Source organism: Citrobacter sp. CK202 (genome assembly GCF_030333225.1).
GTDB lineage: Bacteria > Pseudomonadota > Gammaproteobacteria > Enterobacterales > Enterobacteriaceae > Citrobacter_B > Citrobacter_B koseri.
The window spans coordinates 167,824-189,573 of the sequence record NZ_JAOWGI010000015.1 but is presented as its reverse complement, the minus strand read 5'-3'; the positions used below and the strand labels follow the sequence as shown (position 1 = coordinate 189,573).

The 21,750-nt window shown below is 51.9% G+C and carries 18 protein-coding genes and 1 tRNA gene; 16 read left to right on the top strand and 3 right to left on the bottom strand.

The genetic code is table 11. The features are described from left to right. Positions 1-60 precede the first annotated feature (60 nt). The 16 genes from dcuA (at position 61) to OGX84_RS02065 (ending at position 16,118) form a co-directional block, all read left to right on the top strand. A complete protein-coding gene (gene dcuA / locus OGX84_RS02140) occupies positions 61-1,362 on the top strand; it encodes an anaerobic C4-dicarboxylate transporter DcuA (RefSeq protein ID WP_012134471.1) in 1,302 nt (433 codons plus the stop codon). Between the two features lie 121 nt (positions 1,363-1,483). Continuing rightward, the gene (gene cutA, locus OGX84_RS02135) at positions 1,484-1,831 is read left to right on the top strand and encodes a divalent cation tolerance protein CutA (RefSeq protein ID WP_012134473.1); all 348 of its coding nucleotides are present in this window, start codon (positions 1,484-1,486) and stop codon (positions 1,829-1,831) included. After that, positions 1,807-3,516, top strand: coding sequence for a protein-disulfide reductase DsbD (locus tag OGX84_RS02130; protein ID WP_112001325.1), 1,710 nt, complete (start codon positions 1,807-1,809; stop codon positions 3,514-3,516). The genes cutA and OGX84_RS02130 overlap by 25 nt, the downstream gene beginning before the upstream one ends. 36 nt (positions 3,517-3,552) lie before the next feature. Continuing rightward, a complete protein-coding gene (locus OGX84_RS02125; protein WP_024130805.1) occupies positions 3,553-4,128 on the top strand; it encodes a transcriptional regulator in 576 nt (191 codons plus the stop codon). A gap of 115 nt (positions 4,129-4,243) precedes the next feature. Further along, positions 4,244-4,319, top strand: a tRNA-Phe gene (locus OGX84_RS02120). 538 nt (positions 4,320-4,857) lie between these two features. Further along, a complete protein-coding gene (locus OGX84_RS02115; protein ID WP_165383406.1) occupies positions 4,858-5,268 on the top strand; it encodes an ASCH domain-containing protein in 411 nt (136 codons plus the stop codon). 664 nt (positions 5,269-5,932) lie between these two features. Continuing rightward, positions 5,933-6,535, top strand: a complete 603-nt coding sequence (locus OGX84_RS02110) for a tyrosine-type DNA invertase (protein ID WP_112001326.1) — start codon at positions 5,933-5,935, stop codon at positions 6,533-6,535. 404 nt (positions 6,536-6,939) lie between these two features. Then, positions 6,940-7,578: a tyrosine-type DNA invertase gene (locus tag OGX84_RS02105; protein WP_012134479.1), complete on the top strand. Its 639-nt coding sequence runs from the start codon at positions 6,940-6,942 to the stop codon at positions 7,576-7,578. Between the two features lie 473 nt (positions 7,579-8,051). Further along, the gene (gene fimA / locus OGX84_RS02100; protein WP_012134480.1) at positions 8,052-8,600 is read left to right on the top strand and encodes a type 1 fimbrial major subunit FimA; all 549 of its coding nucleotides are present in this window, start codon (positions 8,052-8,054) and stop codon (positions 8,598-8,600) included. Between the two features lie 72 nt (positions 8,601-8,672). After that, positions 8,673-9,212 carry a type 1 fimbrial minor subunit FimI gene (gene fimI, locus OGX84_RS02095; protein ID WP_012134482.1) on the top strand — a complete coding sequence of 180 codons (540 nt, stop codon included), beginning with the start codon at positions 8,673-8,675 and terminating at the stop codon, positions 9,210-9,212. Between the two features lie 56 nt (positions 9,213-9,268). Beyond that, positions 9,269-9,973 carry a fimbria/pilus periplasmic chaperone gene (locus tag OGX84_RS02090; RefSeq protein ID WP_181421298.1) on the top strand — a complete coding sequence of 235 codons (705 nt, stop codon included), beginning with the start codon at positions 9,269-9,271 and terminating at the stop codon, positions 9,971-9,973. Between the two features lie 82 nt (positions 9,974-10,055). Beyond that, positions 10,056-12,680, top strand: coding sequence for a fimbrial biogenesis usher protein (locus tag OGX84_RS02085; RefSeq protein ID WP_112001327.1), 2,625 nt, complete (start codon positions 10,056-10,058; stop codon positions 12,678-12,680). A gap of 10 nt (positions 12,681-12,690) precedes the next feature. Then, a complete protein-coding gene (fimF, locus tag OGX84_RS02080) occupies positions 12,691-13,221 on the top strand; it encodes a type 1 fimbrial adaptor subunit FimF (protein ID WP_047459519.1) in 531 nt (176 codons plus the stop codon). A 12-nt stretch (positions 13,222-13,233) separates the two neighbouring features. After that, complete coding sequence (gene fimG / locus OGX84_RS02075) at positions 13,234-13,737, top strand: type 1 fimbrial minor subunit FimG (RefSeq protein ID WP_012134486.1); 504 nt, start codon at positions 13,234-13,236, stop codon at positions 13,735-13,737. Positions 13,738-13,753: 16 nt separating this feature from the next. After that, positions 13,754-14,656, top strand: a complete 903-nt coding sequence (locus tag OGX84_RS02070; protein ID WP_112001328.1) for a fimbrial protein — start codon at positions 13,754-13,756, stop codon at positions 14,654-14,656. 28 nt (positions 14,657-14,684) lie between these two features. Beyond that, the gene (locus OGX84_RS02065) at positions 14,685-16,118 is read left to right on the top strand and encodes an EAL domain-containing protein (RefSeq protein ID WP_373886538.1); all 1,434 of its coding nucleotides are present in this window, start codon (positions 14,685-14,687) and stop codon (positions 16,116-16,118) included. A gap of 129 nt (positions 16,119-16,247) precedes the next feature. Here the strand turns inward: OGX84_RS02065 and OGX84_RS02060 are convergent, their stop codons facing one another. The 3 genes from OGX84_RS02060 to dcuC all read right to left on the bottom strand — a co-directional run bounded on the left by OGX84_RS02060 (position 16,248) and on the right by dcuC (position 21,592). Further along, positions 16,248-18,146 (bottom strand): methyl-accepting chemotaxis protein, encoded by a 1,899-nt coding sequence (locus tag OGX84_RS02060; protein ID WP_112001330.1) that lies wholly within the window; start codon positions 18,144-18,146, stop codon positions 16,248-16,250. Positions 18,147-18,502: 356 nt separating this feature from the next. Beyond that, on the bottom strand, positions 18,503-20,197 hold the full coding sequence (locus OGX84_RS02055; protein WP_112001331.1) for an NAD-dependent malic enzyme: 1,695 nt from the start codon (positions 20,195-20,197) through the stop codon (positions 18,503-18,505). A gap of 27 nt (positions 20,198-20,224) precedes the next feature. Then, positions 20,225-21,592, bottom strand: a complete 1,368-nt coding sequence (gene dcuC, locus OGX84_RS02050) for a C4-dicarboxylate transporter DcuC (protein WP_286457323.1) — start codon at positions 21,590-21,592, stop codon at positions 20,225-20,227. Between the last annotated feature and the right edge of the window lie 158 nt (positions 21,593-21,750).

Here is a 21,750-nt window from a genome sequence, read left to right as displayed (position 1 = left end):
CATAAGTTACCAAATAACAACAATTTAATATCAACTTGTTAAACAACAAGGAAGGCTAATATGATAGTTTTAGAACTTATCATCGTTTTGCTGGCAATCTTTTTGGGTGCCAGACTTGGGGGCATCGGTATTGGATTTGCAGGTGGGCTTGGCGTTCTGGTTCTTGCAGCCATCGGCGTTAAACCAGGGAATATCCCGTTCGATGTTATTTCCATCATCATGGCGGTTATCGCTGCCATCTCCGCAATGCAGGTTGCGGGCGGTCTGGACTATCTGGTTAACCAGACGGAAAAACTGCTGCGCAAAAACCCGAAATACATCACGATCCTTGCACCGATCGTCACCTATTTCCTGACTATCTTTGCCGGTACTGGCAACATCTCTCTGGCAACCCTGCCGGTTATCGCTGAAGTGGCGAAGGAGCAAGGCATCAAACCTTGCCGCCCGCTCTCCACGGCGGTGGTTTCCGCACAGATTGCGATCACCGCATCGCCTATCTCTGCGGCGGTTGTGTACATGTCTTCCGTCATGGAAGGTCATGGCATCAGCTATATTCACCTGTTGTCCGTGGTGATTCCGTCCACTCTGCTGGCGGTACTGGTGATGTCCTTCCTGGTCACAATGCTGTTTAACTCTAAACTTTCTGACGACCCGGTTTACCGCAAACGTCTGGAAGAAGGGCTGATCGAGCTGCGCGGCGAAAAGCAAATTGAAATCAAACCGATGGCAAAAACCTCGGTCTGGCTGTTCCTGCTGGGCGTTGTCTGCGTCGTGGTTTATGCCATCGTCAACAGTCCAAGCCTCGGCCTGGTCGCAACACCGCTGATGAACACCACCAACGCGATTCTGATCATCATGCTGAGCGTCGCGACGCTGACGACCATCGTCTGCCGTGTCGAAACGGACTCCATCCTGAACTCCAGTACCTTTAAAGCGGGTATGAGCGCCTGTATCTGTATTCTGGGCGTAGCATGGTTGGGCGATACTTTCGTTTCTCACAACATCGACTGGATCAAAGACACTGCGGGTAGCGTGATTCAGGGCCATCCGTGGCTGCTGGCCGTCATCTTCTTCTTTGCTTCCGCTCTGCTGTACTCTCAGGCAGCCACAGCGAAAGCGTTGATGCCAATGGCGCTGGCGCTGAACGTCTCTCCGCTGACCGCTGTCGCGTCTTTCGCTGCGGTTTCCGGCCTGTTCATTCTGCCGACCTACCCAACGCTGGTTGCTGCGGTTCAGATGGATGACACCGGTACAACCCGTATCGGTAAATTCGTCTTTAACCACCCGTTCTTTATCCCAGGTACGCTGGGTGTTGCCCTTGCCGTTTGCTTCGGCTTCCTGTTGGGCAGCGTCATGCTGTAAGTTCTCCTCGCGGGGCGTATACGCGCCCCGCTTTCTTACCTCCGCTTTGACTAACATCCCGCCGCCTTCCGTTGTATAGTGACCACACTCTTGCTGCTCTTTCTGTTCTTTCGAGGTGTTTATGCTTGATGATAATAGTCAGGATATCTCCATCCCCGAGGCCGTCGTGGTGCTCTGTACCGCGCCGGATGAAGCAACAGCCCAGGATCTGGCCGCTAAGGTGCTGGCGGAAAAACTGGCCGCCTGCGCTACGTTACTGCCGGGCGCGACATCCTTGTATTACTGGGAGGGCAAACTGGAGCAGGAATACGAAGTACAGATGATTTTAAAAACCACCGTTTCGCACCAGCAAGCGCTTCTTGAATGCCTGAAGTCTCACCACCCGTATCAAACACCTGAACTTCTGGTTTTACCCGTCACTCACGGAGACACTGATTACCTCTCATGGCTCAACGCATCCTTACGCTGATCCTGCTGCTGTGTAGCACATCCGCCTTCGCCGGATTATTTGACGCACCAGGCCGCTCACAGTTTGTCCCTGCTGACCAAGCTTTTTCCTTTGATTTTCAGCAGAATCAACATGACCTGAACCTCTCCTGGCAGGTGAAAGACGGCTACTATCTTTACCGCAAACAGATAAGCATCACCCCCTCTCAGGCCGAAATTGCCGAAGTCCGGCTCCCGGCGGGCGTCTGGCATGAAGATGAGTTTTATGGCAAAAGCGAAATCTACCGCAAGCGCTTAAACATTCCGCTCATCGTTAACCAGGCCGCATCCGGCGCGACGTTAACCGTGACGTATCAGGGCTGTGCTGACGCAGGCTTCTGCTATCCACCGGAAACCAAAACCGTGCCGTTAAGCAAAGTGAGCGCCAGCACGGTGGCTAAATCCACGCCGTCGCCGGTCGCAGCGCAAACGGAAGAGACGCCGCAACCTGCCGCCCGGCTGCCTTTCTCCGCGCTGTGGGCATTGCTGATTGGCATCGGGATCGCCTTTACGCCCTGCGTCCTGCCGATGTATCCGCTGATTTCCGGCATTGTGCTCGGCGGTAAACAACGCCTCTCAACCGGACGCGCGCTGCTGCTGACCTTTATCTACGTACAGGGTATGGCGCTTACCTACACCGCGCTGGGGCTGGTTGTGGCCGCTGCCGGGCTACAGTTCCAGGCGGCGCTCCAGCACCCTTATGTGCTAATCGGCCTTGCGCTGATCTTCACGCTGCTGGCGCTGTCAATGTTCGGACTGTTCACGCTACAGCTGCCTTCTTCACTGCAAACTCGCCTCACGTTGATGAGTAACCGTCAGCAGGGCGGCTCTCCTGGCGGCGTATTTGTCATGGGCGCGATTGCCGGGCTTATCTGCTCGCCATGCACCACCGCGCCGCTGAGCGCCATTTTGCTGTACATCGCCCAGAGCGGGAACATGTGGCTTGGCGGTGGAACGCTGTATCTCTACGCGCTGGGCATGGGGCTGCCGCTGATTCTGGTCACCGTGTTTGGCAACCGTCTGCTACCGAAAAGCGGCCCGTGGATGGAACACGTCAAAACCGCTTTTGGCTTTGTGATCCTCGCGCTGCCGGTCTTTTTGCTGGAGCGGGTAATCGGCGACGAGTGGGGACTGCGTCTGTGGTCGCTGCTGGGCGTCGCCTTCTTCGGCTGGGCGTTTATTACCAGCCTGCACGCCAGACGCGGCGGGATGCGCATTGTGCAAATCATCCTGCTGGCGGCGGCGCTGATCAGCGTACGCCCGTTACAGGACTGGGCGTTTGGCGCAACACCCGCCCAGACGCAGGCGCACCTGAACTTCAAGCCGATTACGACAGTCGATGCGTTAAATCAGGCGCTGGCAGAGGCAAAAGGAAAGCCGGTAATGCTGGATCTCTACGCCGACTGGTGCGTCGCCTGTAAAGAGTTTGAGAAGTACACCTTCAGCGATCCGCAGGTTCAGCAGACGCTGGGAAACACCGTGCTGCTACAGGCTAATGTCACCGCTAACAATGCGCAGGATGTCGCCTTACTCAGGCACCTGAATGTGCTGGGTTTACCGACAATCCTGTTTTTTGATGCGCAAGGCCATGAGCACCCGAATGCGCGAGTGACGGGCTTTATGGATGCGACGACCTTTAGCGCACATTTGCGCGATCGCCAACCGTGAGCGACACTTTCTGTGGGAAAGACGGAGGAGAATACCGTGCAACGTGAAGATGTCCTGGGAGAAGCCCTGAAATTACTTGAGGTTCAAGGGATAGCAAACACCACGCTTGAAATGGTGGCAGAACGCATTGATTATCCACTTGATGAGTTACAGCGCTTCTGGCCCGATAAAGAGGCTATTCTGTACGACGCCCTGCGTTATCTGAGTCAACAGGTAGACATCTGGCGTCGCCAGCTTTTGCTTGATGAAACCCTTACCGCAGAACAAAAACTGCTGGCGCGCTATAACGCGCTTTCGGAGTGCGTGAGCAACAACCGCTACCCCGGTTGTCTGTTTATTGCTGCCTGTACGTTTTATCCCGATCCTGCCCACCCTATTCACCAACTGGCCGATCAGCAAAAACGGGCGGCGCATGACTTCACCCACGAATTGCTGACAACGCTCGAAATTGACGACCCGGCGATGGTGGCGAAACAGATGGAACTGGTGCTGGAAGGTTGCCTCAGCCGAATGCTGGTCAATCGCAGCCAGGCTGATGTGGATACCGCCCACCGTCTGGCGGAGGATATACTGCGCTTTGCCCGCTGCCGTCAGGGTGGCGCGTTGACGTAATTAGAGCCAATTTTGCGCTTTTTGCGTGAAAAGCAGGCAGTCAGCTGTCTTTTGTCATTTTTTTCATGGAAAGCCGTTGACGCCTGCGCCCCTTTACGGTTTAATGCGCCCCGTTGCCCGGATAGCTCAGTCGGTAGAGCAGGGGATTGAAAATCCCCGTGTCCTTGGTTCGATTCCGAGTCCGGGCACCACTATTTAAAGAAACCAGCCTACGGGCTGGTTTTTTGCTTTGTGGGGTTCCGGTAGATTTCTGGTCATTGCAGGACGTTATTTGCTTGCTGGATTTCTCGCCATTTTCTTAGATGTTCGTTGCATTTAAAGACATATATACCCTCTGACAAGCCTATCTCTTACTTCCAGCTACGCTTCTTTTCATTTCTAACTGTTCATAATGATGCAAAAGCACGAGGAAAACGGGGGAATCTGACAACATACGCCCTCCACTAGTCATATGGGGATCTTCACAAGTCCGTCCACCCGCAACATACACTTCTTTCCCTTTCACTTCTTACCATTACCAGAATCCCCCGCCCTCCACGCCATCATAAAATGATTTATCAGTAGTAATACTACTTGAGCTGAACGTATTGCATTATTAAACCTGAGTATCCGCTCTGAGCGATAAGCGGACCACATTATCTGAAGAAAGGCATCACTGATAATGTCGGGACAGCTCATACTAAAAAATGTATAACTTTTCTTTTCATCGACGATTCAGAAGGGATTTTAATGGTTTCGGTTGAGGAAATAAAAATGAAGTATCCAGGCGCAGATGCCTGGCAAATGGGTGACAGCCCGGAACTGGCTAGCGAGCTTGCGGACTTGATCAAAAAAGGGATCAAAACGGCCTCTTGCGGATCTTTTGCCTCTTACCAGCAGGAGGAATCTGCCCCGAGGATTGGGAGTTATAACATTATCCTTGATGGCCAGAATGTTCCGGTCTGCGTGATCAGACTGGTTTCAATGCGACTGGTGCGTTTTTGTGATGTGACTGAGGCGTTCGCCCGCAAAGAAGGTGAAGGCGATTTAAGCCTTGAATACTGGCAGAAAGAGCATCAGCGGTTTTTCACCCGCGAAGGTCATTTTTCTGAAGATATGGAGTTGATCGCAGAAGAGTTTGAAGTGGTTGAGATGCTGTAAAACGAGATAAACGGCTGATGTTTTATCAATTGCCATTTATAACAATGTCCGCTTCAGGCACAGAGCTGCCTGTCAGATTAGATAAAACTCTGTATTGTGACAAAGCCAGATCAAGTCTGAGCTAATACATATGAAGAGTGTATACAGGCTTCGCACCGCAGCAAACCGTTCTGACTTAATGGTAGATATCAAAGCGAGAAAGATTGAAAGACATATACAAACTGAAGAAAACCTGCAACCCCGGTAAAAATGAACTGTGTGAAAGAGTGGAATAACCCCTTGAAATAACAATACACCGCACACGCCGAAAAAAATCAGTCCATTGAGAATAATATATTTATGTAGAATCTTATGTGGTTCATTCACCTTATCTTTTCGCCATTCAATTACCCTTAAGTTAAATTAATCATATTACCATATGATAACTACAGCGATAGTCCCATCATTACGGATATGTAATTCATCTACGAGATCAAAAAACAAATTAGTTCTGCATATGACTAATTATTCATTTGTGACTCTACATAAATTTAAGAACATATCATTATTTTTAACTACACCTGGTTATTTCCTGAAGAAAAAGCTATTATTCGGCAGATTTTAATCCATTAGAAGAGAGTCAGGTATAAGCGGAATGTCGGCAAAATAAAGGATAACAGGTGATATGAAAAATAATAATGGACTAGAGAAACGCAGGTTTATGACACAAAATGAAATCAATTTAATTCTTAATGCTGTTAGTACAGGAACCTATGCAGTGCGTAATCGCTGTCTGGTTTTGCTGTGTTTTATTCATGGGTTAAGGGCAAGCGAAATATGTCGTCTGCGTATCTCAGATATTGACCTTAAGGATAAATGTATACATATTTACCGATTAAAAAAAGGATTCTCAACTACCCATCCCTTACTTGAAGAGGAAATTCGTTCGATAAAGTCCTGGCTGAAAATTCGCCTTACAAGCCAACATTCAGAAACTGAATGGTTATTTTTATCACGTAAAGGCAATCCCCTTTCAAGACAGCAATTTTATCAGATAATCGCCAGAGCCGGGAAGAAAGCAAAACTTGCAATTTGTGCCCACCCGCATATGCTTCGCCATTCCTGTGGGTTTGCTCTGGCAAATATGGGGATAGATACCCGCTTGATTCAGGATTACCTTGGCCATCGCAATATTCGTCATACTGTCTGGTATACTGCCAGTAACGCTGGTCGTTTTTATGGCATCTGGAATAAAACAAAAAACAGAGATGTCTGTAGCAAACTGTAAGGAAAGAAAAATATAGACAGTAAATAAGTCTGAATAAAGCTATGTGCCATGGATGGCACTGTAATAGTCGCATTAGCTATATGGTTATCTATTTTATGTTTCTACACTATATCCTGTGTTATTTTTTCTGGCCAGTATAATTGACACCTCTGACATGGTCTGAATAGTTATTCCCCCGCTGAATACGTTTTTCCCCTCTGAGAATATACGGAATAGTCTTCTTGTGATGTCTGATGAAATCTTTAGAATGAAGTCGCCCACTGACATGGGGCTTTGTGAGCTTCATAGAATAAAATGGGATAGTGGTCAATATGTGCAATTAATAATACATCCCTAGCTTTAGCTATCAGTTATTCGTATCACTGGAGCTGACTCTTTATCATTCTGATACCAGGAGAAATATTATGAACCGACGCCGTTTTCTTACTGCCAGAGAAGTTCAGGCCATGATGAAAGCCGTACGTCATGGCCAGACAGGAGAGCGAGATTATTGTCTTATCCTGCTGGCCTTTCGTCATGGAATGCGTATAAGTGAACTACTGAACCTGCATTACCGGGATTTTGATCTTTATGAAGGTCGGATCAATATCCGCCGACTGAAAAATGGTTTTTCTACTATTCATCCCCTCATGCCGGACGAGTGTGAAGCCATTGAATGCTGGAGCCGGGTTCGTGCGAGTTGGAAGGGAGCGCAGAAAATAAACGCGGTGTTTATTTCCCGTAAAGGCTCACAACTTTCCCGCCAGCAGGCATACCGTATAATACGTTCTGCTGGCCAAAAGGCCGGAACCAGCACCACCACACATCCGCATATGCTGCGACATGCATGTGGTTATGAACTTGCTGAAAGAGGTACAGATACACGTCTAATCCAGGATTACCTTGGTCACCGAAATATTCGCCACACCGTACGTTATACAGCCAGTAATGCCGCCCGGTTTGCAGGATTATGGGAAAGGGTAAACCCGCTAGAGGAAAAGCTACTAAAACAGAAGATCAAAAATGATGAACTATATAGTTCATTGATAACTAAGGAAAAATAAGACATTGAACAAGTCAATTGGGACCAAACTGTCTATATCGTAGAGGAATTTTGTAATTTTCTGCAACCTGTAAGTCCATTTTTTTTGCGAAAAAAAAATATCCAACTGATTTAAAATTGTTTTTTTACTCACATTTTTTTACGTTTCATACATCCTCACCTTTTTTCCGCACCTTTTCTCCGCACGTCGAGTTCTGCTTTCCACTTGTCTTGTTGATATAACTCACGATCACCTCAGATATATTCATCTATAGAAAACCAAAAAATAAGAATTAAATTCCAGAACAACGCATAAAAAAACGAAATTAAGAAATTTATTGCGACGAGTCAAAATGGTCCCAATTGACTCATCAGTTGGGTAAAAACTGCGCAAGATCGGCAGTCGAACTATTCGGCTTAAACCTGAAATGCCAGGAAGGTACAACGACTGCCAGTTTCGGTTCGTAATATCGACATTGTTTAAAGGAAAACCGCATGAAAATCAAAACACTGGCAATCGTTGTTCTGTCAGCACTGTCCCTGAGCTCCACAGCAGCCCTGGCCGACACCACCACGGTAAACGGCGGCACCGTGCATTTTAAAGGGGAAATCGTTAACGCCGCTTGTGCAGTTGATGCCGGTTCTATCGATCAGACAGTTCAGTTAGGCCAGGTTCGTTCCGCCAAACTCGCTGCTGAAGGCAACACCAGCTCCGCTGTGGGTTTCAACATTCAACTGGATGATTGCGACACGACCGTTGCGACCCAGGCTTCCGTTGCGTTCACAGGTACTGCTGTTAATGGCGCCAACCCTACCGTTCTGGCGCTACAGAGTTCCGCATCAGGCGGCGCGACTAACGTCGGCGTACAGATCCTCGACAAAACTGGCACCGCTCTGGGGCTGGATGGCGCGACCTTCAGCAGCGCTACCACGCTGAATGACGGTACTAACATCATTCCTTTCCAGGCTCGTTACTACGCAACTGGCGCAGCAACTGCCGGTACTGCGAACGCAGACGCAACCTTCAAAGTGCAATACCAGTAATTCAAACGTCTGACAGGGAAGCATTCCGGGCCAGGATGGCCCGTTATCCATAACAGGACAGGGGTGATAACGATGCAAGGAGTGAAATCAGGTCTGCTGATATTTCTGTTTCCGTCGCTGGCACTGGCTGGCAATCACTGGAACGTGACGTTGCCCGGGGGAAACATGCGTTTCCAGGGGGTCATTATTGCCGAATCCTGCCGCGTTGAAGCAGGAGATCAACAGATGACGGTCAATATGGGGCAGATCAGCAGTAATCGGTTTCATTCGTCAGGGGAAGATGCCAACCCCGTGCCATTCGATATTCATCTACAGGATTGCAGCACTGCCGTGAGTCAGCGCGTAGGCGTGTCATTTCGCGGAGTTGCCGACGGCAAAAACCCGGAGGTGCTTTCAGTTGGCGAAGGGCCGGGAATAGCAACCGGCGTAGGCATCGCTTTATTTGATAAAGACAATCAATTGATTCCACTCAACAGCCCGCCGGGTGCCTGGACGCAGTTGTATAGCGGCCCCACCACGCTTCATTTCGTGGCGAAGTATCGGGCGACCGGGAAGCAGGTCACCGGGGGAGCCGCCAATGCTCAAATCTGGTTCTCTCTGACCTATCAGTAATTAGCCAGCAGGTATGCCGGAAACAGGAAACAACGGTGAGTACGAAAGGGGAAAATGTGAAAAAAACACTGGAGATGACACGCGGCTTACTGGCGGGCTTTTTGATGCTCGCCGCAAGCGGTTTTTCCGCCAGCGCTGAAGCAGGCGTGGCGCTGGGCGCAACCCGGGTTATCTATCCGGCCGGACAAAAACAGGTTCAGCTGGCGGTGACCAATAACGACAATAACAGTACCTATCTGATTCAGTCATGGGTTGAAAACGCCGATGGCGGCAAAGATGGTCGTTTTGTCATCACCCCTCCGCTGTTTGCGATGCAAGGTAAGAAAGAGAATACCTTGCGCATTATTGATGCCACTAACAACCAGTTACCGCAGGACCGGGAAAGCCTGTTCTGGGTAAACGTAAAAGCCATTCCTTCGATGGATAAATCAAAGCTCAGCGATAACACCTTACAACTGGCGATTATCAGCCGCATCAAACTCTACTACCGCCCAACGAAACTGGCTCTGCCACCGGATCAGGCGGCGGAAAAACTGACCTTTAACCGTGACGGTTCATCGCTGACGCTCAACAACCCGACGCCGTATTACCTGACGGTGACCGAACTCAATGCCGGTACGCGCGTGCTGGAAAATGCGCTGGTGCCGCCAATGGGTAAAACCTCGGTCAAGTTGCCACCTGATGCCGGTAGCAACATTACCTACCGGACGATTAATGACTATGGCGCACTGACCCCACAAATGAAGGGCGTCCTGCGTTAACACAGGGGCCGTCCACCAACAGGACTCCCCCGCACATTACAATTAAGAACTGACAGCCGGGCGACTTCGGACCGGAGGGACTATGTCACATCTCAAATACGGACTGGACCGTTTGGGTTCCCAACGCGCCCGGCGCAAAGCATTCTCTATTTTTGTCCTTGCGCAGATACCATTGGCGCTTTGCCTCGCGGGTTTCGCGCGGGCAGATCTCTATTTTAACCCCCGTTTCCTGGCCGACGATCCCTCGGCCGTTGCGGATCTCTCTGGGTTTGAAAACGGGCAAGAGGTGCCGCCTGGCACCTATCGCGTGGATATCTATCTGAACGATGGCTTTATAACTACCCGCGACGTCACGTTTAACGCTGGCGCAAACGGTCATCGACTGGAACCGTGCCTGACCCGCAGCCAGCTCGCTGGCATGGGGGTCAGCACGTCGGCCATCACCGGTATGGATACGCTGGCGTCCGACGCCTGCGTACCGTTGACGGAAATGGTCAAAGATGCCACCACCCGCTTCGATGTCAGCCAACAGCGCCTGTACCTGAGTGTCCCGCAGGCTTTCATGGGCAATCGCGCGCGCGGTTATATTCCACCGGAACTCTGGGATGACGGGATTAACGCCGGTTTGCTGAACTATAACTTTACCGGCAACAACGTACATAACGATGCCAGCGACAGCAGCAATTACGCGTATTTAAACCTGCAAAGCGGCCTCAACCTTGGCGCCTGGCGTCTGCGTGATAACACCATCTGGAGCTACAGCAGTGGCGGTAGCGCGTCCAGTAATGAGAATAAATGGCAGCATGTGAACAGCTGGCTGGAGCGCGATATTACCCCCCTGCGCGCCCGCCTGACGCTTGGCGACAGCTACACCAACGGCGATATCTTCGACGGGATTAACTTCCGTGGCGCCCAGTTAGCCTCTGACGACAATATGCTGCCGGATAGCCAGAAAGGCTTTGCGCCGGTCATCCACGGCATTGCGCGCGGCACGGCGCAGGTCTCTATCAAACAAAACGGCTATGAAATCTACCAGAGCACAGTGCCGCCGGGCCCCTTCACAATTAACGATCTCTACGCCGCAGGCAACGGCGGCGATCTCCAGGTCACCATCAAAGAGGCCGATGGCACCAGCCAGGTCTTCAGCGTGCCGTGGTCTACGGTGCCAATGTTACAGCGTGAAGGGCACACCCGTTATGCAGTGACCGCTGGTGAATACCGCAGCGGCAACGACCAGCAGGAAAAACCAAAGTTCTTCCAGAGCACCCTCCTGCACGGGCTCCCGGCAGGCTGGACGCTGTATGGCGGCACCCAACTGGCCGACAACTATCGCTCCTTCAATTTAGGGGTCGGTAAGAACATGGGCGAGTTCGGCGCGGTTTCGCTGGATGCAACTCAGGCCAACGCCACCCTGCCTGACGACAGCTCTCACCAGGGGCAATCGATACGCTTCCTTTATAACAAGTCGCTCTATGAGACCGGCACCAACGTCCAACTGGTGGGATACCGTTATTCCACCCAGGGCTATTACAGCTTTGCCGACACCACTTACCGCAGGATGAGTGGCTATGACGTTGAAACCCAGGATGGCGTGATTCAGGTCAAACCCAAATTCACCGACTACTACAACCTTGCTTATAACAAGCGGGGCAAGGTTCAGATGAGCGTAACGCAGCAGTTGGGGCGCACTGCCACACTGTACGTGAATGGCAGCCGTCAAACTTACTGGTCAACCAACAAGGCCGACGAACAGCTACAGCTGGGGTTAAATGCCGCCGTTGACGATATCAACTGGACGCTGAGCTACAGCCTGACCAAAAACGCCTGGCAACAGGGCCGCGACCAGATGTTAGCGTTCAACGTCAATATTCCGTTCAGCCACTGGCTGCGTTCCGACAGCAAATCCGTCTGGCGGCACGCAAGCGCCAGCTACAGCATGTCGCACGACCTGGATGGACGGATGACTAACCTGGCCGGTCTTTACGGCACGCTGCTGGAAGACAATAACCTGAGCTACAGCATGCAAACCGGTTATGCCAGCGGTGGCGAAGGCAACAATGGCGGAACCGGCTACGCGGCGATGAACTATCGCGGCGGCTACGGCAACGCTAACGTGGGCTACAGCCACAGCGATGGATTTAAACAGCTGTACTACGGGATGAGCGGCGGTGTACTTGCCCATGCCAACGGCATCACCTTAAGCCAGCCATTAAATGACACGGTAGTGCTGATTAAAGCGCCTGGCGCCGGAGACGTGAAAGTCGAGAACCAGACCGGCGTACGTACCGACTGGCGCGGTTATGCCGTCATGCCGTACGCCACTGAGTACAGGGAAAACCGCGTCGCGCTGGATACCAACACCCTGGCGGATAACGTCGATCTCGATGATGCGGTGGTCAGCGTCGTGCCGACCCACGGCGCCATCGTCCGCGCCGAATTTAAAGCCCACGTCGGGGTAAAAATCCTGATGACGCTGACGCACAACGGCAAACCCGTGCCATTCGGCGCTATGGTCACTTCCGGCGATAACCAGAGCGGCAGCATCGTGGCAGATAACGGCCAGGTCTACCTGAGCGGCATGCCGCTGGCGGGAAGCGTTCAGGTGAAATGGGGCGAAGGGCCGGGGGCTAACTGCATGGCCCGGTATCGCCTGCCGGAAGAGAGCCAGAAACATGTGCTGAGCCAGCTCTTTGCAGAGTGCCGTTAAGGAAGGAATGATGATGAAAAAACCACTGTATTTCCTCGGCGCTGTGCTGACGCTGGCCTGCGTCAATGTCTTCGCCGCCGACAGCACGATTACGATTAGCGGCTACGTCCGCGACAATGCCTGCGCTGTCGCGGGAGAGTCAAAAGATTTTACCGTTGACCTGATGAATAACGCCGCTAAACAGTTTAATGCGGTGGGGGCGACAACCCCGCTCGTCCCATTCCGTATTGTCCTCTCTCCCTGCGGTAACTCGGTTACGGCAGTCAAAGTCGGCTTTACCGGCACGGAGGATAGCAGCAACACCAGTCTATTGAAGATCGATAGCGGTGCCTCGGCAGCCGCAGGCATGGGCGTGCAGATCCTCAATAATCAACAGACGATGCTGCCGCTCAATGCCGCGTCATCATCCATCGCGTGGACCACGCTCACGCCTGGGCAGACCAACATCCTCAACTTTTATGCACGCCTGATGGCTACGCAGATTCCGGTCACCGCCGGGCACGTCAATGCCACAGCAACATTCACGCTTGAATTTCAGTAACCGGAGGCTGAGATGAAACGCAACTATGTAGGGTGGCTTCTGGCAAGCGTACTGACAGCGGCCTCTTCAGGGCTTCAGGCCGCTGATATCACGATTACCGTCAACGGGAAGGTGGTGGCGAAGCCGTGCACGGTGTCTACCACCAATGCCGCCGTTGACCTCGGTGACCTGTATACCTTCAGCCTGGTAACCGCAGGTTCGGCTTCCGCCTGGCACAGTACCGCGCTGGAACTCACTAACTGTCCGATCGGCACCTCCCGGGTCATCGCAACCTTTAGCGGAACCGCAGACAGCACCGGTTATTACAAAAACCAGGGGACCGCCGGCAATATTCAGCTCGAATTGCAGGATGACGCAGGCACCACGTTAAACAATGGCGCCACGAAATCCGTTCAGGTGGATGACTCAACGCAGTCCACCCGCTTTCCGTTACAGGTCAGAGCGTTAACGGTCAACGGCGGCGCCACCCAGGGAACTATTCAGGCGGTGATTAGCGTCACCTATACCTACGCCTGAGTCAGGAGAGTTTGTCATGAAAAAAATCATCGCGCTATTCACCACACTGCTGCTGATGGGTTGGTCGCTGGATGCTGCGGCATTCACCTGTAAAGTCAATGATACCGGGCAGACCATGACCTCAGGGTCAGCGAATGTCTATGTAAACCTGACACCATCTGTTGGAGTGGGTCAAAACCTGGTCGTAGATTTATCCTCTTCAGTTTCCTGTAAAAACGACTCCTCCGGCGGCTCTATCATAGACTACATCAATTTAACCAGCGGCTCCGCCTTCGGTGGCGCGCTTGCGGCGTTTACGGGGAGCGTTTACTGGGCGGGGAATACGTATCCTTTGCCGATGAACGGTAATTCATCCGTCTATACCATCACTCATACGGATTATCGCGGATTGCCGCTGCGCATGTATCTGACCGCGACCGGAGCAGCGGGAGGCGTCGTCATCAACTCTGGCGAACTCATCGCGCAATTGAATATGCATAAAGTGGCCAGCGACGGAAACCCGAATAATTTCATCTGGAATATTTACGCCAGCAATAATGTTGTTGTCCCTACTGGGGGATGCGACGTATCAGCGCGTGATGTCACCGTGACGCTTCCAGACTATCCCGGCTCAATGGCCGTGCCGGTCACTGTCCACTGTGCGCAAAACCAGAACCTCGGCTATTACCTTTCAGGTACGACCGTCGATGCCGCCAACTCTATCTTCAGCAACACCGCGTCCTCCTCAGCGGCGCAGGGTATCGGCGTTCAGATGACCCGATACGGTAGTGTTGTTCCCGCTAACAACACCGTAGCACTGGGCACGGTCGGCACATCGCCGGTAAATCTTGGCTTAACCGCAACCTACGCGCGCACCAGCGGCCAGGTCACGGCGGGCAACGTACAGTCGATCATCGGGGTGACATTTGTTTACCAGTAACCCTCCCTCCCCGCTGGAGAAAACAAGGGTGGACTATATCCTGTCTCCCTGTTCAATGGCGGCGGAAGGACTCGCCAGAATGATGACCAGTAGTCAACGGCGACCGGTGCTGCTGCAACACCAGACGCAGGAGCGCCTTTCGCTACAGCTAACATCCGAGGTCGGAAGGATTGTCGTTTTTCTCCCTGACGATCCTTACTGGCTGCTGTTTATTCTTAGGGAAGCCGCCTTCCTGCTTGCTGAGGCAGAAACACCGCTGCCCATGCTGATCCTTAGCCGTAGTCCATCCGCCTGGCTATGGCAAACGCTGCTCTACCATGTTCCTGATAAACGGCAACTTACCGCCGTCCGGGCGGTCGCCTCCGACCTTCCTGGGAAACAACTGGCAGCGCTGCTACAGGGTGACTTCCTGCAATACCCGAAACTCCAGCAATTGTCCTTTTTAGACGCGCAGATACAGGGCAAACCGGCAGCGGGGTTAAGTAAAACGGAATTGAGCGCCACCCTCTCTCTTCTGTACGGATACAGCATCAACACACAGGCGAAGATCCGCGGTGTGAGCCAGAAAACACTTTATAATCAAAGAACGTCAGGACTAAAAAAGATGGTGGCGTCTCACCCGCATCTGATTACCCGCTTTCCTGGAAGCCAGAGCAAGACTCACAACAATCAGCTCATCGCCGCGCTATCTCCCTTTGAGCGCGAATTTATCCATGCCATTCATAGTCAACAGGTATTCCCGGTATTTCAACCCATAACCGACGGCCACCTGCGGTTGCAGGGGGTTGAAATCCTTTCCCGCTGGAGAAGAGGCGACAACGTATTGCTTCCCGGCGAATTTCTGCCGCAGATCCACGCCGAATACGCCTGGCTTCTGCTCACGGCCTTTGTGCTACAAATAGCAATCCAGAACATTAACCAACACCAGGGTAAGTTCTGGTTCTCAATAAATATTCCACCCTGCATCGCCAACCACGAAAACCTGCTGCGGATGATGGAAACGGCACGCCAGCAGCTACAGCAGCCGCAATGGTCGGGTAGATTAGTGCTGGAATTTGCAGAAACGGTCGATCTGCATCAGCAAGGAAGAACAGCAGAAAATATGGACAAAATCCAACGGCAAGGCTTTCGCATCTTCCTCGATGACTGCTTTTCACATAGCAGCGTAATGTTTCCCGTCAGGACAATCCGCTTTAGCGGCTACAAGCTGGATATGAGTATCGTGAATGATTTTCAACGCGATCCACATGCACTGGCGCTGATAAAGAGCCTGCTCTACTACTGCCAGTTGACGCAGAGTCGCTGTATTGCCGAAGGCGTCGATAGTCTGGAGAAATTCAATCAGTTGAAAGCGCTGGGAGTTGACCGCTTTCAGGGCTATCTTTTCTCGCCGCCCATCACTCACGATCGTCTGCCGGAGATAATCCAGCAATTTTTACCGAAACATCCCGCACCTCGCTGAACGCACGCTGCGCCTTACTGATTTCATAGAGCGCCGCATGACAGGGGATAACTTTTCTGAGACCGACGTGTTCCACGGTCCGGCGAAGGGCTAACCCCCATCATGCTGCGCGTTTTGTTATACCGCTTTTCAGAGTTTGAAGCTGCCGACCACTTTTTCAAGCATCTCGGTTTGCGATTCCATTGACTGGGCCGCTGCGGCAACCTCTTCTACCAGCGCCGCATTCTGCTGGGTCGCGCTATCAAGCTGAGTAATGGCGATATTAATCTGCTCAATTCCGCGACTTTGCTCATCGCTTGAGGAGCTGATCTCAGAGATTAAAACGCTCACGTCTTCAACCTTCTCCATTAAGCCGTCCATTGTCGTACCCGCCTGGCGAACCAGACCGCTACCTTGCTCAATACTGCTGACCGATTCTTCAATGAGCTTCTTAATTTCCTGCGCGGACTGGGCGCTTCGCTGCGCAAGAGAACGCACCTCACCGGCAACGACGGCAAAACCACGGCCATTCTCACCGGCCCGCGCCGCTTCAACCGCCGCGTTCAGCGCCAGAATATTGGTCTGGAACGCGATGCCATCAATTACGCTGATGATTTCCACCACTTTTGAGGATGAATCATTGATGTTGCTCATTGTGGCAACCACGTCATTGACCACTGAAGCCCCCGCTTTCGCCGCGTCGGAAGCCTGTGTCGCCAGCCTGTTCGCCTGCAACGCATTCTCCGCATTTTGCCGTACGGTGCTGGTGAGCTGCTCCATCGACGCCGCCGTTTCAACAATGGAAGCGGACTGTTCTTCCGTACGGGAGGAGAGATCCAGGTTTCCTCCGGCGATCTGCCGCGAAGCGGAAGAAATTGCCGAGGAGCTGTGCCCAACCTGCTGCATCAAATCCTGAAGGAACGCGATGAATTTATTAAAGTTATTGATGATGGCATTAAATTCCGGGCTTTTGCTTTCCACAAGCCGTTGCGTGAGATCGGCGCCGCCGCCGGATAGCGCCTCTATGTTCCTGTTCAGCAGCGTCACATTCCTGAAAATGTTGCGCACAATCAGCATCAGGACAAGAACAATGATAAGGCCGATCACCGTCTGCACGAGCGTGAGTGTTGTCAGTATCGCATTAGACTGGCGCACCAAGTTGCTGCTGGGCGTATCAATCACCAGATACCACGGGCTGCCTTCTATCGACAAAACAAACAGCGAATGGGCACCGTCTTCGCCGTCATAGCCGCCCTCATATTCCGCTTTTTGCCCCTGGCTCAGCAGATTGAGCAGCGGTAAAGCTGACGGAATATTCAAATCGCGCACATTCATCAATGCGGTATTGCCTTGAGTCGGCGCGCCGTTCCCAACAATTTTGCCATCAGACTCAACAATTAATACGGTTCCCTCGACCGCCTTCCCCATCTCTTTTGCCAGTTGGTTAAAAAAGCCCAACGTCACATCGATAGTGGCGACACCCCAGGCCTTTCCCTCTTTCCAGATTGTCATCGCGCAGTTGGTTCTCGGCTGCGGGCTGGCCGAATCCTGGTAGGCTTTGGCCCATGCACACTCACCTTTTGACGCAGCCATACCGTCTTTATACCACGGCTGTTCCCAGTATTTTTCTGACTCCGGCTGGTTCCAGACCGTATTAAGCTGGAGCACGCCACCAGCATCGCGCGCATAAAAAGTGCTGAATTTGTCGCGGCCCGGCTCGCGCAGCCCGGGTAATGGCCAGATGCCGCCGCCAAAAACGTTCAGATCGCCATACTGGTTCACAAACAGCGGCAAGAGCGCGTCAATTTGATCGCTCTGAAGCCCGGAAACCAGTTCGGTGATCGTGCGCTGCTGCGCTTTAACGCGGTTCATTTGCTCTTTTATCGCGTCACTTTGCAGCTCGACCGTGGCTCTTATATTTCTGGTTTCCGTTGCAATAATCTGCGGAGAGACGAATTGTTTGATAACAACAAACGTAACCAACAGTAATATAACAAAAAAACTTATAAGCAGGAGTGTCACTCGGGCTTGAGTTGTTTTCCACATCATGGGGTAGGGTCTCGATCGGTTTGGATAAGTGTTATAACGACATTTATCCGCAATTCTTTACTTATTTCGATCGCTCCGAATAAGGTTTTCCTCACATAAAATAAAAACAGCATTTTAATTAACCGTCGTCCATCTGACCTTGTATAAGGCCGCACATCCGCTTTCAAAAATAATTAAATACATATCATGAAGTTGCACAATCCGCGCAATGCATCGCAGGCTAATGAAGTTTTATTTTTCAACTTATGATGTCAGTTTTATTCCTTACCTTTATTTTTTATCGTCTTGTATTTTTTATTAATACGCCCGTCCCCGCTCCGGCGCGACTGCCGAAGCGGGGCATTCATAGCCAAAAACTAGATAGCACGGCGTTTATAAGGACGATAGTGCGGTAGCCAAAAATGCGCCGTAATGCGCTGTGTTAGCACTGCATCATCCAGCGCATCCGCTACGCCGGACAGCTGCGCCGCCTTCCCCACTTCAAAGGCAATACGGCGGGTTACATCGCATATCATGTTGATTTCCGGCAGCAGTCCTCCGCCATGATGACTCGCCAAAGGCGAGGCGTCGGCAAGCGCGCGGCTCGCCGCCATCAGCATCGTTTCCGTGATCCTCCTGGCGCCGCTGGCAATCGCGCCAAGACCAATGGCAGGAAAGATATACACGTTATTACACTGCGATACCGGTATCGTACGTCCGGCAAAATCTACCGGCTCACAAGGGCTTCCCGTTGCGATAATCGCCTGTCCATCAGTCCAGCGGACAAGGTCCTGCGGCCGGGCCTCCATTCTGGAGGTCGGGTTAGACAACGGCATAATAATCGGGCGTTCGCAGTGGCGATACATCGTACGCACCACCTCTTCAGTGAACAGCCCCGCCTGCCCTGAAACGCCCAACATCACGCCAGGTTTCGCGTTATGAATGACCTCCAGCAAGGACGGCGTCGCGCCAGCGTATGCCCATCCAGATAGCATTTCAGGAGGCTGCGCCAGCGGAACCTGAAAATCAGCCAGCGACGAGGCGGTGGTCATCACCAGGCCGTCGCGATCCACCATGAAAATCGTTTTGCTGGCCTCTGCGGCGTCCATACCTTCGGCCACCCGGCAGGCGATGATATGGCGGGCAATGCCGCAACCCGCCGCCCCTGCGCCAACGATGACCATCGTCTGCTGATTAAAATCACGCTGGCTGGCGCGGCAGGCCGCTAAAATTGTCGCCAGCGCGACCGACGCCGTTCCCTGAATATCATCATTAAAACAGCACAGCTCATCACGATAACGATGCAGCAAAGGAACCGCAGTATGCTGGGCAAAGTCCTCAAATTGCAGCAATACATCCGGCCAGCGACGTTTCACCGCAGCGATGAACATACCGATAAACGCAAAGTAGTCTTCACCGGTGATGCGCGGATGTCGCCAGCCCATATAGCGGGGATCGTCTAATAATCGCGGATTGTTTGTCCCGACATCCAGCATAACGGGCAACGTATGCGCCGGATTTACCCCGCCACAAACGGTATACAGCGACAGTTTGCCAATCGGTATCCCCATTCCCCCAACGCCCTGATCGCCCAGTCCCAGAATGCGTTCCCCGTCCGTCACCACAATCACTTTGATATCGTGTCTCGGGATATCATGCAGAATATCGTCAATACGTTCGCGATCGGGCCACGAAATAAAGACCCCTCTGGCGCGACGGTAAATCCCGGAAAACTTTTCACAGGCCGCGCCAACAACCGGGGTATAAACAATCGGCAGCATTTCCGGGAGATGTTTTTTCAGCAGGTAATAAAATAGCGTCTCATTCGTATCCTGGATATTACGCAAATAAATATGCCGCGCGTTATCAGACTCCGCCTCCAGATATTGTTGGTAAGCGCGTTCCGCTTGCTCATCAATATTTTCGATAGCGCAGGGCAGCAATCCATTAAGATTAAAATCATTCCGCTCTTGCTGAGTAAAACTGCTCCCCTTATTCAATAACGGCGATTCCAGTAACAGTTTCCCCGTAAACGGGACGTATAAAACATCGTGTGTCACGTTGCTGTCCATGAGTTAAACCTGGTAATAAGAAAAGCGTTAAATCAGCACATAGTTGGCAATCAACATCGTGGCAATCCCCGCCAGCGCCGGGAGCAGCGTTCTTCTGACGATCATAAACGGTGAGCATTCGCCCGCTTTGCTCACGGCGATAATGATGCCCGCAACCGGAGAAATAGAGCGCCCCATTCCCGCCATCAGTTGCATAGGCAGAATCATATTGACCGCGCTTTCACCAAACTTCGCCGCGATAGAGGGCGCCAGCCCGGAAAAGGAGAAGAATGCCGCCACGCCAGAACCGGTTAATACCGCAGTAACGCCCACCAGCGCCGTCATCACCAGCGTCATACTGGTAAAGCCCAGACCGGCGCTTTGTACGGACTGAAGGAGATAGTCCACTGCGCCGATCTTCTGTAGCCCCTGGGCATAGATATCCGCGCAGACCAGTAAAGAAACGATACTGGTAAACATGCTTCCCATTCCTTTGAAAAATACCTGCAACCCTTTGCAACAGGCGCGGAAATCACGCGTGGTGAACAGCTCGAAGAAAAAAGCGACCACCGCCCCGAGGATCATCGCCGTCACAACGTCAATTTTGATGGATGCGATCGCCAGCGGGCTGAAAACCAGAACCAGAATGACGGGCAATACAGGCAGCAGCGCATAAATGGCGGGCACTTTGCGTCCTTCTTCTTCCGCTTCAGCAACCTCTTCCGTCCCCGGAACAAACCCATCTTTTTTATCGAAATATTTGGCGGTAAAGAAAATCACCACCGCGACGGCCAGCATAACCACAACCGCCACCGGCATCTGATAGTGCGCAAAGTAAATCGCGCTTTCCATTCCGGCATGTTTGGCCGCAAGATTCGCCGTTCCAACCGCCGGGCCAAGATCCATAAACGCGCACAGGCCGATCATCGCGGCAGCGGACGCTTTACTGACGCCCAGCCGCACCAGAACGGGAAAGAACGTCACCAGTAATAACATCGCCAGCCCGGCTGCGCTGGAGATCGCCACATGCAGAAGCTGCGCGCAAATGTAGCCCAGCGCAAGAATAAGATAAGGCGCTTTAATGACCTGCAAGGGACGAATACACATATTCACCATCGCATTCGAGGCTTTGATGTGATCCATATAACTGGCGAATCCCCCCGCCGCCATAATAATTAAGCCGATACCCGCGATTTGCGTGGTCAAAGACTCTTTTGCAAAACTGAAGATATCCAGCCAGGTTGACCCGGTAGATTTTGCTTTACCATAAAGAATACTATTCTCTGGGTAAAACAGAACAGTAACTGTTAATAACGCCAGCCCCGCGAATAATAACACAGTTTGCGGCTGGTAATTTTTCACAATTAACCACGCGGCAATTACTGTTATCACTATTGCTATAATAAATGCAGTCATAACAACAATCCCTATACCATACAAATCAGAGATGTCAGCCTTATGCAAGCAGCGTTTTCACCAACAGCTAAAAACCTGCTCATACATATTGCCATGAGAATATGTCCGTCAGTTCACGGTATTAAATAATTGTACTGTCGATTTAATCGTAATAAACC

What these genes read in the sequence shown, in the direction of transcription:
- OGX84_RS02115 (WP_165383406.1), top strand. Translation starts at nt 4,858, where the DNA reads ATGGTTTCGGTTGAGGAAATAAAAATGAAGTATCCAGGCGCAGATGCC.
- fimF (WP_047459519.1), top strand. Translation starts at nt 12,691, where the DNA reads ATGATGAAAAAACCACTGTATTTCCTCGGCGCTGTGCTGACGCTGGCC.
- cutA (WP_012134473.1), top strand. Translation starts at nt 1,484, where the DNA reads ATGCTTGATGATAATAGTCAGGATATCTCCATCCCCGAGGCCGTCGTG.
- OGX84_RS02060 (WP_112001330.1), bottom strand. Translation starts at nt 18,146, where the DNA reads ATGATGTGGAAAACAACTCAAGCCCGAGTGACACTCCTGCTTATAAGT.
- OGX84_RS02105 (WP_012134479.1), top strand. Translation starts at nt 6,940, where the DNA reads ATGAACCGACGCCGTTTTCTTACTGCCAGAGAAGTTCAGGCCATGATG.
- fimG (WP_012134486.1), top strand. Translation starts at nt 13,234, where the DNA reads ATGAAACGCAACTATGTAGGGTGGCTTCTGGCAAGCGTACTGACAGCG.
- OGX84_RS02110 (WP_112001326.1), top strand. Translation starts at nt 5,933, where the DNA reads ATGAAAAATAATAATGGACTAGAGAAACGCAGGTTTATGACACAAAAT.
- dcuA (WP_012134471.1), top strand. Translation starts at nt 61, where the DNA reads ATGATAGTTTTAGAACTTATCATCGTTTTGCTGGCAATCTTTTTGGGT.
- OGX84_RS02070 (WP_112001328.1), top strand. Translation starts at nt 13,754, where the DNA reads ATGAAAAAAATCATCGCGCTATTCACCACACTGCTGCTGATGGGTTGG.
- dcuC (WP_286457323.1), bottom strand. Translation starts at nt 21,592, where the DNA reads ATGACTGCATTTATTATAGCAATAGTGATAACAGTAATTGCCGCGTGG.
- fimA (WP_012134480.1), top strand. Translation starts at nt 8,052, where the DNA reads ATGAAAATCAAAACACTGGCAATCGTTGTTCTGTCAGCACTGTCCCTG.
- OGX84_RS02085 (WP_112001327.1), top strand. Translation starts at nt 10,056, where the DNA reads ATGTCACATCTCAAATACGGACTGGACCGTTTGGGTTCCCAACGCGCC.
- OGX84_RS02130 (WP_112001325.1), top strand. Translation starts at nt 1,807, where the DNA reads ATGGCTCAACGCATCCTTACGCTGATCCTGCTGCTGTGTAGCACATCC.
- OGX84_RS02055 (WP_112001331.1), bottom strand. Translation starts at nt 20,197, where the DNA reads ATGGACAGCAACGTGACACACGATGTTTTATACGTCCCGTTTACGGGG.
- fimI (WP_012134482.1), top strand. Translation starts at nt 8,673, where the DNA reads ATGCAAGGAGTGAAATCAGGTCTGCTGATATTTCTGTTTCCGTCGCTG.